The organism is Streptomyces sp. NPDC045701 (assembly GCF_056432045.1).
Genome location: NZ_JBWKJV010000004.1, coordinates 173,751 through 186,311 on the forward strand (window position 1 = coordinate 173,751; position 12,561 = coordinate 186,311).

Consider the following 12,561-nt stretch of genomic DNA (forward strand, 5'->3'; position numbering starts at 1 on the left):
CGGACGTGTCCCCGCCCGGCGGGGCACCGGCACCGCGATCAGGCGCCGGTGGGCCGCCGCCCGCTGCGGGCGGCCGTGTCCCGGGCGTGGCGGCGGGCCTCGCGTGCCGCCCGCTCGGCCTCACGCAACCGCCGGTGCGCGGCGCCCACGGCCTCGTCCGCCGTACGCCGCGCCCGCTGGGCCTCCTCCAGCTCGGCCGCCAGCGCGTCCGCCCGCCGGGCCGCCTCCCGCAGGCCGTCCTCCGCCCGGTCCTTGTCCGCCCGGGCCCGGTCCCGCTCCTCTTCCCGCGCGCGTGCCGTGTCCTCCGCCCGCCGGATCTCCTCCCGCAGCGCCCGCCGTTCCCGCTCCCGTTCTTCCCGTTCCCGCTCCTCGCTCTCCCGCCGCTGCGTCTGCTCCAGCTCCGCTTCCCGATCCCGCCGCCCCCGCGCCGATCGCCCGCCGGGGGTGCGGCGCTCCGGAGCCGGCGGAGCCTCGGGCTCCTTCCCGCGTCCGTCCACCCGCCGACCGGGCTGCCGCTCGGGCGGCGCGACGTCCGTGAGCGCCGCGTCGAAGCCCACGGGGGCATTCAGCGGTTTCACCAGCCGCCCCGACGCCCATTCGCGGGCCGCGGCCGGGTCCGCGAGGACCGCGTGCAGCGTCGCCTCGACCTCGTGCTGGACGTCGTCCCCGACCGGCTGCCCGGCGTCCGCCGCGAGTTGCCGCGCCTGCCGCGCGAGGGCCGCGACCACGGCGTGCTGTTTCCGGCTGAGCTCCCGCAGGCGCTCCCCGTCCAGCTCGTGGTGGGCGCGGCGCAATCCGTCCCCCAGAGCGGACAGCGACCGCGCCTCGTCCGGTCGTTCCCGTACGAGCAGATTGCTCACCCAGGCGGCCAGGGTCGGTCGGCGCAGCGATCGCACGGCGTCGGCGAGTGCCCGGTCCCCGGCCTTCCGCGCCTCGGCGACACGCGTGTTCCGGGCCGCGGTGAAGCGGTCGGGGCGCAGCGCGTACAGCTCTTCGATCACGCTCTCGAGGTCCACGGCTCTCCCGCTGGGGCCCGGTCCGGCAGTGCGTCGTCCTTCCCCTCACCACATATGACCAATATGCCCAATTTAGAACTAGTGGGGATGTTTTCTCCCAAGGGATGGCGGTCACCCGCCCGTGTGAGGGGTCACCAGACCCAGAGGCGGAGAACTCCGCAGGAACGACGGAATCCTCGGGAGGATGCATGATCACCCAGGCACAGATCCCGGCCGTGCTCGACCATCCGGTGTACGACGCGACCGGCGACAAGATCGGCGAAGCGAAGCACGTGTTCGTCGACGACGCGACGGGTCGGCCCGACTGGGTCAGCGTCAAGACCGGCTTCTTCGGCTCCGGCGAATCGTTCGTACCCATCCACGACGCCAGTGTCGTCGAGGACCATCTGGAGGTCCCGTACCCCAAGGGCAAGGTCAAGGAAGCCCCGCACGTCGACATCGACGCGGGAGGCCACCTTTCGGCCGAGGAGGAGCGGCGTCTCTACGACTACTACGGCATCCGCTGGGACGGCACCCTGGAGCAGGACGAGCGGGCCGGGGGCATCCGGTCCGGCCGTGCCGCGGGCGCCGATGCGCCGGCCGGCCGGGCGGGCACGGCGGGTGCGGCCACCGGACGCGCCCGTGACGACGCGATGACCCGTTCGGAGGAGGAACTGCACGTCGGAGTCGAACAGCTCCAGACCGGCAAGGCGCGGCTGCGCAAGTACGTCGTCACCGAGGAGGTCCAGCAGACCATCCCGCTGCGGCACGAGGAGGTCGTCCTCGAGCGCGAGCCCGTCACGGAGGCCAACCGCGACGCCGCTCTCTCCGGGCCGGAGATCACCGAGGCCGAGCACGAGGTGACGCTGCACGCCGAACGGCCCGTGGTGGAGACCGAGGTCACCCCGGTGGAGCGGGTGCGGCTCCGCACCGAGGAGGTCACCGACGAGGAGACCGTACGGGGCCAGGTGCGCAAGGAGCGGATCGAGGCCGAGCTTCCCGACGAGGAGACCCGAAAGGATCGCTGACGGCCGGCGGACCGTCCTGCTCCGAGCGGAGCGGCCTGGTCCGCACAGGCGCTCGTTCGCGCCTTTTCATCGCGTCGGGTCGTATACGAACGCGGGCTCGGCGACATCCGCACCCGGACCCGTTGCGGTCGCCCGTGTGCAGGGCGGGCGAGGCGTCCGGGCGGTCGGGTGACAGGGAAAGGCCCGCACGGCCCCTTGTGGGACCGTTCGGGCCTTTCCGGTGTGCTGTACGGGCGGGCCTAGAAGGAGAAGACGCTGGAGCCCTCGGCCTGCATGACGCAGGAATTCGCGTACATTTGCTCGAAGTTCACGCGCCGGCCTTCCCAGGTCCCCTGCGCGGTGACGACGATCGGGTCGTAGATCTTGATGCAGGGGCGGGTCTCCTCATCGCCCAGCGCGTCGAACCTGCCCTTGGCTGCCCGCAGTTCGGCACACGCCTGCTGCGGTGCGGGGTGCGTCCCGCCGGCGGTCGGGTTGCAGCTGAGTGTCACGGCCCGCAGCGGTACGGCGGTGGCCGCGTTCTCCCCCTGGGCGACCGTGAGTACCAGGGCCGTCGGTGCGTAGAGCCGCGGCTCGGGCGCGGCGGCCTCCGCGGCGGCCCCCGAGGCGGTCATGGGTCCGAGGACCCCCGCCGTGGCCAGACCGCAAATGACGGCGCGCCTTACCAGTGTCCGCATGACAGGAAACCTTTCAGTTCGATTGGGGTTCGTTCCGGGCGGTGCGGCAGCCACATTGCCCTGCTCGGCCTGTTGACGCACATTCAGGGACGCTTTTCGGTTTGGTCTGTTATTCAAGCGCTGACGCGAAACTGATTCCCGCAGGGGATGTCCGTACCGGCCGATGCGTGGTCACCAGCGCTTCGCGGCGTGCCGGGAATGGTTCAAAGGTGCACCATGCGTAGAAACGTGCGAGGCGTCGGTGGCCAAGACGTCCGAAACGCGTTGGCAACGCGAGGGGGTGTGATCCGGCCTGTCGTCTCGGCGTGCCGACTTAAAAGGACCTTTCATCGAAAGGTAATGTCCCGGCAAAGTTGACGACGTTGCTGTCATGCATGATCGTTAGGGCACCGCACCCCGGTACCCGCTCCGACAGCGCTGCGGAGACCCCGTGGTGTGCGTCAGCCGTACCCCCCACCTGTACGACCGACAATGACCCGACCACACCGCGTCCCGAGCCCCCACGGCCGGCGCGCAGGAGGCAGGCCGCCATGAAAAGCCTGATCGACAACGCCCGCACGTTCCCCGCACGCGTTGCCCAACAGCCGGACGAGTACCGCCGGCTGGCCGCCGGACAAGCGCCTCAAGCACTGTTCATCACCTGCTCGGACTCCCGGGTGATCCCCTCCCTCATCACCGGTGCCCGCCCGGGCGAGCTCTTCGAGCTCCGCACCGCCGGCAATGTGGTGCCCCGCTACGACGAGACACGCCCCAGCGCCGAGACCGCCACCGTCGAGTACGCGCTCCGCGTCCTCGGCGTCCGCGACATCGTCGTGTGCGGGCACTCCCACTGCGGCGCCGTCGGCGCCCTCGTGCGCGGTGACGACCTGTCCTCGCTGCCCGCCGTGCGCGGCTGGCTCGAGCACTCCGTACCGGTGCCACCGGACACCAGCGATCTCGCCCGGGCGGTGCGCCGCCACGCCGTGGCACAGCTCGACGCGCTCCGCGGCTACCCGGCCGTGCGGGATCTCCTGTCCCTCGGACAACTCTCGCTGCACGCCTGGTACTACGAGATCGACACGGGTGCCGTCAGTGTCCACCGGCCGGAGCTGGGCGGGGAGTTCAGGCCCCTCTGAGGAGGTCGCCGCACTCCGCCTCCCCCTCCGCCCCGTCCGCCGTCCTCCGGGACGGCGGACCACATCTTGAGGAACCCACCCACATGTCCACCTCGTTGAAGAACCCCACTGTGGTGCGCCGGGACATATTGGCGTCGCTCGTCGTCTTCCTCGTCGCCCTGCCGCTCTGCGTCGGCGTGGCCGTCGCCTCCGGCGTACCCGCCGAACTCGGCCTGATCACCGGCATCGTCGGCGGCCTGGTCGTGGGAGCCCTGCCCGGAAGCTCCCTCCAGGTCAGCGGACCCGCCGCGGGTCTGACCGTGCTGGTCTACGAAGCGGTCCAGGAATTCGGCCTGGGGGCGCTCGGCGCGATCGTCCTCATATCCGGGCTGCTCCAACTGCTGCTCGGTGCCCTCAAGTTCGGTCGCTGGTTCCGTGCCATCTCCGTCGCCGTGGTCCAGGGCATGCTCGCGGGCATCGGCCTCGTCCTCGTGCTCGGCCAGGTGTACGCGATGGCCGACACCGAGCAGCCGTCCGGGGGCCTCGCCAAACTCGCCGGCCTGCCCGGGCTGGCCGGCTCCGTCCTCTCCGGTGGCACGGCGCTCACCGCGTTTCTCGTGGGTGCCGGAACCGTGGCGGTCCTCGTCCTGTGGCCGCGGCTCCCGGCCCGTGCCCGCGTGGTCCCCGGACAGCTGGTCGCGGTCGCCCTGGCCACCGGGGCGACGGTCGCGTTCGACCTCCCCGTCGCCAAGGTCGAGGTCCAGGGGCTGCTGGAAGCGGTGCGGCCCCCCGGCCTCGGCGACTTCGCGGACGTCGCCTCGGTGGCGGCGATCGGCACCGTCCTCGCCTTCACGCTGATCGCCTCGGCCGAGAGCCTGTTCAGCGCGGCGGCGGTGGACCGGATGCACGACGGGCCGCGTACCAACTACGACAAGGAGCTGATGGCCCAGGGCATAGGCAACACCGTCTGCGGGGCGCTCGGCGCCCTGCCCATGACGGCCGTCATCGTGCGCAGCGCGGCCAACGTCCAGGCCGGCGCGCGCACGTCCCTCTCGCGGATACTTCACGGGCTGTGGCTACTGCTGTTCGCGGCCCTCCTGCCCGCCGCCATCGGCGTCATCCCGCTCGCCGCTCTCGCCGGCGTCCTGGTGCACGCCGGGTGCAAGCTCGCGCCCGTGAAGGATCTGGCTCCGCTGTGGCGCGAGCACCGCGGAGAGGCGGTGATCCTCGTCGTCACCGCCATGGCCATCCTGGTCACCAACCTCTTCGAAGGCGTGGTGCTGGGCCTGCTGCTCGCGGTGTGCAAGAGCGCCTGGGAGACCTCCCACCTCCATGTCGAGGTACGGGAACTCACCGGCGGCCGCATGGTCGCGAGCCTCACCGGCAACGCGACCTTCCTCCGGCTGCCCCGGATCCTCGAGGAACTGGAGGGCCTTCCCAGTGACCGGCCCGTCGAACTGGACCTGTCCGGGCTGCGCCACCTCGACCACGCGTGTCGCATCGCCCTGGAGAACTGGTCGCTGCGCCACAACGACGCCGGGACGGAACCGGTGCGGATGCTGCCGCCCGAAGGGATCCCCGCTCAGCTCTCGTCGGCGTCCAGCACGTAGCGGATGACGGACGAAGGCGTCAGCCGGTCGTGCTTGACGACGGCGACGCTGTCGCTCCCGGTACGGGTGTCGGTACCGGGAGCGGTGTCGTGTCCGGCGGCCCGGGCGGTCGCGGTTCCCGCGGCTCCGGCGGTGAGCAGGACGCCGGTGGCCGCGGCCACGGCGGTGGCTCGGAGGTTCATGCGCGCTCCCTCTCGGTCGTGGTTCGTCGTTCGGTGAGCCCTGCCGAGATCAACGACATCCGGGGGGAGAAGTGGCGGGCTCCGGTGGGAGGGGACCGGCGCGTCCCGCTGTTGACCAAAAGGGGTGAAAGTAGTTCTATGGGAGATAAAGGGCAGATAAGTCTTCCACAGGAGGCGGGCCCCGCGATGACCACCCACCCGAGCATCGAGCAACACCCCGACGTGGCCGAGATGCGCTCTCGGTTCGAGCGGGCGACCAGTACCCCCCGTGGCCAGGCGATCGAGACTCTGGGCCTTCTCACGGGTCTCTACTTGGCGGCCTCGCCGTGGATCGTCGGCTTCAACGGCCTCACGACTCTCGCCGTGAGCAACCTGATCACCGGCATCGCCTATGCGCTGTGCATGGGCGGGTTCGGCTCGGCGTACGAGCGGACCCACGCCATGGCCTGGGCCGCGTGCGCCATCGGCGCGTGGACGATCGTCTCTCCCTGGGTCGTGGCCGGCAACGTCGACACCACCCGCAGTGTCGTCAACAACATCATCGTCGGCGCGTTGGCCCTGCTGCTCGGCCTGGCGATGGCCGCGTCGGCCATGGCCGACCGGCGTTCCGGCCGCTCCCGTTCCCGCGGTCGCGGTGGCCCCAGGGAATGACGGCACGGAGCCGACCCGCTCGACCCAAGGCCCCGGCGCCCCTCGTGCCGGGGCCCTGCCCACGCCGACCGACGACAACGCGACGAGCGTGCGGGGCGTCAAGGACCGGGCGAGACTTCACGGACACGACCTAGGGGGCGGCCGGTCCGGCGATGTCCTGCTCGGCCCAGACGACCTTGCCGGTGGGCGTACGGCACGAACCCCAGCGGCGACAGAGCATGTTAATCAGTTGCAGGCCCCGCCCGCCCTCCGCGCTGAGCGGCGCGTGCTGGATCTGCGGCAGGTCGGGGCCGGTGTCCGACACCTCCACGCACAGCCGCTCGTGACGGACGAGCCGTAGCAGGTTCGGGCCGCCGCCGTACCGGAGCGCGTTGCCGACCAGTTCGCTCACCACCAGTTCCGAGACCTCCACCAGGTGGGACAGCGACCAGCTCTCCAGCTGGGCCCGGACCAGGCGACGCGCCTCACCGGCGGCCGAGCCGTCCGACGGAAGGGGACGGACGAACAACTCGCCCTCGGTGAACGCCCGGGACTCCGCGACGAGCACCACGGCGTCGTCGAACCGCCGGCCCGTGACCTCGTCCATCTTCGCCCCCGGCACGGCGCAACTCTCGGACAGGGCGGGCTGCGGACCCCGGACCGCCTCCCGCAGGCGGCCCAGCTGCGTCTCGATGTCGTGGACCCGGCTCTTGACGAGGCCATCGGTGTACAGCATCAGCCGGCTGCGTTCGGGGACCCGTGCCGTCACCGGGTCGTACGGGATGACGCCGGCACCCAGCGGCGCCCCCGCGGGCACGTCCATGAACGACGCCTCCCCGCCGGCGTCGATCAGCAGCGGCGGCAGGTGCCCGGCGCTGGCCAGCCGGAACGTCCGATCCGCCGGGTCGTACACGGCGCACAGACAGGTGGCGACCTGGTCCTCCTCCAGGTCACGGGCGGCGAGGTCCAGCCGTGCCAGGACCCGTTCGGGCGCGATGTCGAGGCCGAGCAGCGTACGGGCGACCGAGCGCAGCCGTCCCATGGTCGCCGCCGCGGCCAGACCGTGGCCCATGACGTCACCGACGACCAGTGCGGTGCGGCCGCTGGGCAGGGGGACCACGTCGAACCAGTCCCCGCCCACGCCGCCCGGGTCGGCGGCGGGCCAGTAGTCCGAGGCCACGCGCAGTCCCGGCGTGGACGGCGCGGTCCGGGGCAGCAGGGCGCGCTGGAGGGTGACGACCGTCTCGCGCTCGCGGCTGTAGAGACGCGCGTTGTCGATGAAGACCGCCGCCTTGGAGGCGAGCTCCCAGGCCAGTGCCAGATCGGTGGGTGTGAAAGGGCCCCGGCGGCCGGCGCGGACGAAATCGGCGGCCCCGAGCAGCACACCGCGGGCGATGAGCGGCACCGCCATGTAGCTGTGCACGCCGGAGCTCCGCATCAGGCGTGCCGCGCGGGGGCTCGGGGCGATCGACTCGTACTGGTCCGGCGCGATCCGGCTCACCAGCACCGGCCGGCGGTCGGTCAGGCACTGGTAGACGTACTTGGGCGTCGGCTGGACGGTGGTCAGCTCACCGACGGGGTCCGGCTCCAGGTGCCGCAGCCGGTCGACCACGGACACGGCCATGGCGCGGGTCAACGGTACGCCGGTGCCGCGCACCCGGTCGCCCTCGCCTCCCCGCAGCACCGAGTCCAGCAGGTCCACCGCCGCGCCGTCCGCCATCCTGGGCACGGTGAAGTCGGCGAGCTCCTGGGCGGTCCGCCCCAGGTCCAGCGTGGTGCCGATGAGGTCACCGGCCTGGTTGAGCCACTCCAGCCGGCCGCGGGCGGCGGCGACGGAGCCGACGGCGGTCGCGGCGCGCCGCAGCATCCGCGTGGCACGCAGCGAGTCGATGCGCGCACCGAATCCGCCGCCTCCCCGCCTGCGGTTGTCGTCCACGTCGTGTACCTCTCCCCACGGCGCCGCCGGGCCCCTGGAACACCCGATTGTGCCCTGTCCCGGCCCCGGCGGCCCGCCGGGGCCCGCGCTCGGGCCGGCCCGGCCCCGAAGCCGCCCGGGTGCGACGCCGGCCGAGGGTGCCGCCCACGGTCCCGAACCGTCCCGCGCTCTCGTCCCCCACCAGGCTGCTCACCCTTTCGGGTGAGGGCCTGGTGCGCCACCCGGAGGGCGCCCCGGAGCACCGGAACGCTCACGGACCGGAACGCGCCTGCCCGCCGGAGCCGCCCCGGCCGGGTGCGGGGGCGGGAACATGACCTGCGGCGCCCCCGTGCGCGAGTGCGCCGCGACCCCGGCCGCCACCCCGTGCACATCGGCCGGCGGCTCGGCGATGAGCACCTCGGCGGGCGCACCCGAGGCGGCCACCCCGCCGTCCCGCAGGACGAGCAGGGCCCAGGCCGGAACCGTGCCCCGCGAGGTGTCGCACGTCCGGTCGGCGGCGTGGCGGCAGGGAGCGAGCCGGCCAACCGCCTTGCGGGCGACGGCCGGTGAGGCCGCGGAGGATCACACGAAGCCGTAACGCGCGGCACGTGTGCGGGCCCGTCGCACCGGGGAGGGCCGTGATCATGACAGAGACTTCCGTCCCCGCGCCCGCCACGGCCCGCCGCCCCGTGCGGCAACTGCTCGCCGCCTCCGTGGGCAACGCCGTCGAGTGGTACGACTGGTACGCCTACACCTTCCTCGCCACCTACATCGCGGGGCAGGTCTTCCCGAAGGAGTCCGGCAGCTCCCTCGTCCCCCTGCTCTCCACCTTCGCCGTCTTCGCGGTCGGGTTCTTCATGCGGCCCGTCGGCGGCCTGCTGATGGGCGCGGTCGCCGACCGGCACGGCCGGCGTGCGGCGCTGACGGTCACCATCCTCCTGATGGGCGGCAGCAGCCTCCTGGTCGGCCTGACACCGACGTACGCCGCGGCCGGTGTCCTCGCCCCGGTAATCCTGGTGGTCGCGCGGCTCCTCCAGGGGCTGTCAGTCGGCGGTGAGTTCGCCGCCTCCACCACCTTCCTCGTCGAGTCGGCCGGACCCGGCAGGCGCGGCCTGTTCTCCAGCTTCCAGTACGTCTCCACGACCGTCGGCCAGCTCGCCGCGTCCGGCATCGCGGCCGCACTCGTCGGCGGGCTCGGGGCGGACCGGATGGAGGGCTGGGGGTGGCGCGTGCCCTTCCTCGCCGGAGCCGCCTTCAGCCTCGTCGGCTTCTGGATCCGGCGCGGGGCCGAGGAAACCCTCCGCCCCCCGTCCGAAGGCACCGGCCGGGCCCGCCCCGGGCTCTTCGACGCGCTGCGCCACCACCCACGCGCGTCCCTGCTGATCTGCGGCATCACGGCCGGCGGCACCCTCGCCTACTACACCTGGACCTCCTACCTGCCGACGTACGCCGAACTCAACGCCGGCATCGACAAGGCCGACGCGCTGCTCGCCGGAACGCTCTCGCTCGGCTTCTTCGCCCTGCTCCAGCCGGTCGGCGGACTGCTGTCCGACCGCTACGGCCGCAAACCGCTGCTGCTGTTCTTCGGAGTCGGCTTCGCGCTGCTGGCCGTGCCCCTGCTGCGCGCGGTCGGGGACTCCCTCGGTTCGCTGCTCCTGGTCCAGTGCGCGGGCATGGTCCTGCTCACCGGGTTCACGTCGGTCTCGGCAGCGGTCAACGCGGAGGTCTTCCCCGCTCGGGTGCGGGCGGCCGGCATCGGGTTCCCGTACTCGCTGACCGTGGCCCTCTTCGGCGGGACGGCTCCCTACGTGGGGACGCTCCTCAAGGAGGTGGACCACCCCGGCCTGTTCCCGTTCTACGTGTCCGCCCTGTGCCTGGTGTCCGCCGCCGTGTACCTGCGGCTGCCCGAGACCGCCCACCGGGAGCTGGAGCGCTGACTCCGCCGGCCACGTCGGACGAACACATGACCAAAGTCCGTGCTTCCCGCAACGACATGGGGGTACCAGGGCGGTCATGACCGCTCGCGGACCGGTGACCGGAGCCGACCGGCCGGTGTGTGCCGATGGACGGATGTCCGCCACGCATCCGTTACGCCCCGTCCCGCGACGGTCATGGCTGAGAAGTCCCAGTCCCGAGCACGGAGGAACCATGCCCAACCCCAACCCGCTGAAGGCCGCCGCCGAAAAGCTCACCGCCCCCCTCCACGACGGTGGGCCGGCCGAGGGCGTCCCCGGCGCCCCGGCGCCGGAGCCCGCGCAGGTCGACGAGCCCACCGAGGTACGCGACCCCCTGCCGCCCAAGCCGGACCAGGGCGAGCCCGCCCCGTACTCGCCCACCGGCCGCGACACCGGCAACCCGCCGCAGACCCGTGCTCAGGACGGCCCGTACCTCACCACGGCCCAGGGAACCCGGCTGTACGACACCGACCACTCGCTCAAGGCGGGCCCCCGCGGCCCGGTCCTCCTCCAGGACCACCACCTGCGCGAGAAGATCATGCACTTCGACCACGAGCGCATCCCGGAGCGCGTCGTCCACGCCCGCGGCGCCGGCGCGCACGGAGTGTTCCAGGCGTACGGCACCGCCGAGGGCGTCACCAGGGCGGCCTTCCTGCGCAAGGGCGTCGAGACCCCGGTCTTCGTGCGGTTCTCCACCGTCCTCGGCTCGCGCGGCTCCGCGGACACCGTCCGCGACACCCGCGGGTTCGCCACGAAGTTCTACACCGAAGAGGGCGTCTTCGACCTCGTCGGCAACAACATCCCGGTCTTCTTCATCCAGGACGCCATCAAGTTCCCCGACGTGATCCACGCGGGCAAGCCGCACCCCGACCGGGAGATCCCGCAGGCCCAGAGCGCCCACGACACCTTCTGGGACTTCGTGTCGCTGCACACCGAGGCCCAGCACCACACCATGTGGAACATGTCCGACCGGGGCATCCCGCGTTCGTACCGCACCATGGAGGGCTTCGGCGTCCACACCTTCCGCCTCGTCGACGCCAAGGGCGCCACCACCCTGGTCAAGTTCCACTGGAAGCCCAAGCTCGGAGTGCACTCCCAGCTGTGGGAGGAGGCCCAGATCACCGGCGGCGTCGACCCCGACTTCCACCGCCGCGACCTGGCCGACGCCATCGAGGCCGGCGCCTACCCGCAGTGGGAGCTGGGCATCCAGACCTTCCCCGACACCCCCGAGCAGACCTTCGAGGGCATCGACCTGCTCGACCCGACGAAGATCGTGCCCGAGGAGCTCGCCCCCGTACAGCCCATCGGTCTGCTCACCCTCAACCGCAACCCGAGCAACTTCTTCGCCGAGACCGAGCAGGTCGCCTTCCACGTCGGTCACCTCGTGCCGGGTATCGACGTCACCGACGACCCGCTGCTCGCCGGGCGGCTCTTCTCGTACCTGGACACCCAGATCACCCGGCTGGCGGGACCGAACTTCAACCAGATCCCGATCAACCGGCCGCACGCCCCGGTCAACGACATGCTCCGTGACGGCTTCCACCAGCAGGCCGTGCACAGCGGGGTCGCCCCCTACAAGCCGAACTCGCTCGACGGAGGCTGCCCCTTCTTCGCCGGCGCCGGCGCCGGCGCGTACGTCGAGACCCCGGTCGAGGTGCCCGCCGCGCGAAAGGTCAGGGAGGCCCCGGCCAGCTTCGACGACCACTTCAGCCAGCCCAGGCTGTTCTGGCTCAGCATGTCCCCCGTCGAGCGGGAGCACATCATCACCGCCTACACCTTCGAGCTGGGCAAGTGCTACGACAACGCCGTCAAGCAGCGCCAGCTCCAGGCCCTCGCCAACATCGACGCCGAGCTGTGCGCCCGGGTCGCCGAGGGTCTCGGCCTCCCCGCGCCCGAACCCACCCTGCCGCCGGCCGACGTCATGCCGAGCCCCGCGCTGTCCCAGGTCGGCCACGAGTGGCCGGCCGACGGCCGCATCATCGGCATCGTCGCCGACGGCACCGGCGACCTCGACGGCGTCCGGACCGTCCGCCAGGCCGTCCTGGACGCGGGCATGGTGCCGCTGGTCGTCGCGCCGGCGGGCGGGAAGATCGGCGCGGACGGCTCCGACCCGGTCACCGTGCAGCGGACCTTCGCCACCGCGCGCTCCGTCGAGTTCGACGCGCTGATCCTGGCCGGGGTGCCCGCACCCGGCGGCGACGCGTACGGCGCGCGGGACGCCAAGGCCGGTGACGCCGGACAGGCGGCCACCGCCCTCGATCCCCGCCTCCTGCTGATGGTGTCCGAGGCCTACCGGCACGCCAAGGCCATCGGCGGCTGGGCGGGCGCCGAGAGCGTCCTGGAGGCGGCCGGCGTACCGGTCGGCGCCCCCGGCGTGGTGACCGGCGACGACGGGGAGGGGGTCCTCGCGCAGATCACCCGACTCCTGGGCCGCCACCGCGTCTGGGACCGCTTCCCCGCCGCCGCCTGAGCGGA

The 12,561-nt window shown here is 72.4% G+C and carries 10 protein-coding genes; 6 read left to right on the plus strand and 4 right to left on the minus strand.

Annotation, left to right across the window (positions count from 1 at the left end):
- Window positions 1-38: 38 nt before the first annotated feature.
- Window positions 39-1,016, minus strand: a complete 978-nt coding sequence (locus AC07DW_RS06725; RefSeq protein WP_478856527.1) for a hypothetical protein — start codon at window positions 1,014-1,016, stop codon at window positions 39-41.
- 188 nt (window positions 1,017-1,204) lie between these two features.
- Here AC07DW_RS06725 and AC07DW_RS06730 point away from each other — a divergent pair, with 188 nt between their 5' ends.
- Window positions 1,205-2,023, plus strand: a complete 819-nt coding sequence (locus AC07DW_RS06730) for a DUF2382 domain-containing protein (protein WP_478856528.1) — start codon at window positions 1,205-1,207, stop codon at window positions 2,021-2,023.
- A 239-nt stretch (window positions 2,024-2,262) separates the two neighbouring features.
- On the opposite strand, the gene AC07DW_RS06735 is transcribed toward AC07DW_RS06730, so the two are convergent.
- Window positions 2,263-2,700 (minus strand): subtilase-type protease inhibitor, encoded by a 438-nt coding sequence (locus AC07DW_RS06735; RefSeq protein ID WP_478856529.1) that lies wholly within the window; start codon window positions 2,698-2,700, stop codon window positions 2,263-2,265.
- Window positions 2,701-3,230: 530 nt separating this feature from the next.
- Here AC07DW_RS06735 and AC07DW_RS06740 point away from each other — a divergent pair.
- Window positions 3,231-3,815: a carbonic anhydrase gene (locus AC07DW_RS06740; protein ID WP_478856530.1), complete on the plus strand. Its 585-nt coding sequence runs from the start codon at window positions 3,231-3,233 to the stop codon at window positions 3,813-3,815.
- An 83-nt stretch (window positions 3,816-3,898) separates the two neighbouring features.
- Window positions 3,899-5,404, plus strand: coding sequence for a SulP family inorganic anion transporter (locus AC07DW_RS06745; RefSeq protein ID WP_478856531.1), 1,506 nt, complete (start codon window positions 3,899-3,901; stop codon window positions 5,402-5,404).
- On the opposite strand, the gene AC07DW_RS06750 is transcribed toward AC07DW_RS06745, so the two are convergent.
- On the minus strand, window positions 5,377-5,586 hold the full coding sequence (locus AC07DW_RS06750) for a hypothetical protein (RefSeq protein WP_478856532.1): 210 nt from the start codon (window positions 5,584-5,586) through the stop codon (window positions 5,377-5,379). The two genes, AC07DW_RS06745 and AC07DW_RS06750, sit on opposite strands and share 28 nt — an antisense overlap.
- 186 nt (window positions 5,587-5,772) lie before the next feature.
- Between AC07DW_RS06750 and AC07DW_RS06755 the strand changes: the two genes are divergently transcribed.
- Window positions 5,773-6,237 carry an SPW repeat protein gene (locus tag AC07DW_RS06755; RefSeq protein ID WP_478856533.1) on the plus strand — a complete coding sequence of 155 codons (465 nt, stop codon included), beginning with the start codon at window positions 5,773-5,775 and terminating at the stop codon, window positions 6,235-6,237.
- Between the two features lie 130 nt (window positions 6,238-6,367).
- Here AC07DW_RS06755 and AC07DW_RS06760 read toward each other — a convergent pair whose 3' ends face one another.
- Entirely contained in the window at window positions 6,368-8,083 is a 1,716-nt protein-coding gene (locus AC07DW_RS06760; RefSeq protein WP_478856716.1) for an ATP-binding SpoIIE family protein phosphatase, read from the minus strand.
- Window positions 8,084-8,775: 692 nt separating this feature from the next.
- Here AC07DW_RS06760 and AC07DW_RS06765 point away from each other — a divergent pair.
- Together AC07DW_RS06765 and AC07DW_RS06770 are read left to right on the plus strand one after the other, a co-directional pair.
- The gene (locus AC07DW_RS06765) at window positions 8,776-10,068 is read left to right on the plus strand and encodes an MFS transporter (RefSeq protein WP_478856534.1); all 1,293 of its coding nucleotides are present in this window, start codon (window positions 8,776-8,778) and stop codon (window positions 10,066-10,068) included.
- A 211-nt stretch (window positions 10,069-10,279) separates the two neighbouring features.
- Window positions 10,280-12,556, plus strand: coding sequence for a catalase (locus AC07DW_RS06770; protein WP_478856535.1), 2,277 nt, complete (start codon window positions 10,280-10,282; stop codon window positions 12,554-12,556).
- Window positions 12,557-12,561: the final 5 nt, after the last annotated feature.

Excerpts from the sequence above, each read along its gene's own strand:
- AC07DW_RS06730 (WP_478856528.1), top strand. The coding sequence starts at position 1,205 with ATGATCACCCAGGCACAGATCCCGGCCGTGCTCGACCATCCGGTGTAC.
- AC07DW_RS06735 (WP_478856529.1), bottom strand. The coding sequence starts at position 2,700 with ATGCGGACACTGGTAAGGCGCGCCGTCATTTGCGGTCTGGCCACGGCG.
- AC07DW_RS06740 (WP_478856530.1), top strand. The coding sequence starts at position 3,231 with ATGAAAAGCCTGATCGACAACGCCCGCACGTTCCCCGCACGCGTTGCC.
- AC07DW_RS06745 (WP_478856531.1), top strand. The coding sequence starts at position 3,899 with ATGTCCACCTCGTTGAAGAACCCCACTGTGGTGCGCCGGGACATATTG.
- AC07DW_RS06750 (WP_478856532.1), bottom strand. The coding sequence starts at position 5,586 with ATGAACCTCCGAGCCACCGCCGTGGCCGCGGCCACCGGCGTCCTGCTC.
- AC07DW_RS06755 (WP_478856533.1), top strand. The coding sequence starts at position 5,773 with ATGACCACCCACCCGAGCATCGAGCAACACCCCGACGTGGCCGAGATG.
- AC07DW_RS06760 (WP_478856716.1), bottom strand. The coding sequence starts at position 8,083 with ATGCTGCGGCGCGCCGCGACCGCCGTCGGCTCCGTCGCCGCCGCCCGC.
- AC07DW_RS06765 (WP_478856534.1), top strand. The coding sequence starts at position 8,776 with ATGACAGAGACTTCCGTCCCCGCGCCCGCCACGGCCCGCCGCCCCGTG.
- AC07DW_RS06770 (WP_478856535.1), top strand. The coding sequence starts at position 10,280 with ATGCCCAACCCCAACCCGCTGAAGGCCGCCGCCGAAAAGCTCACCGCC.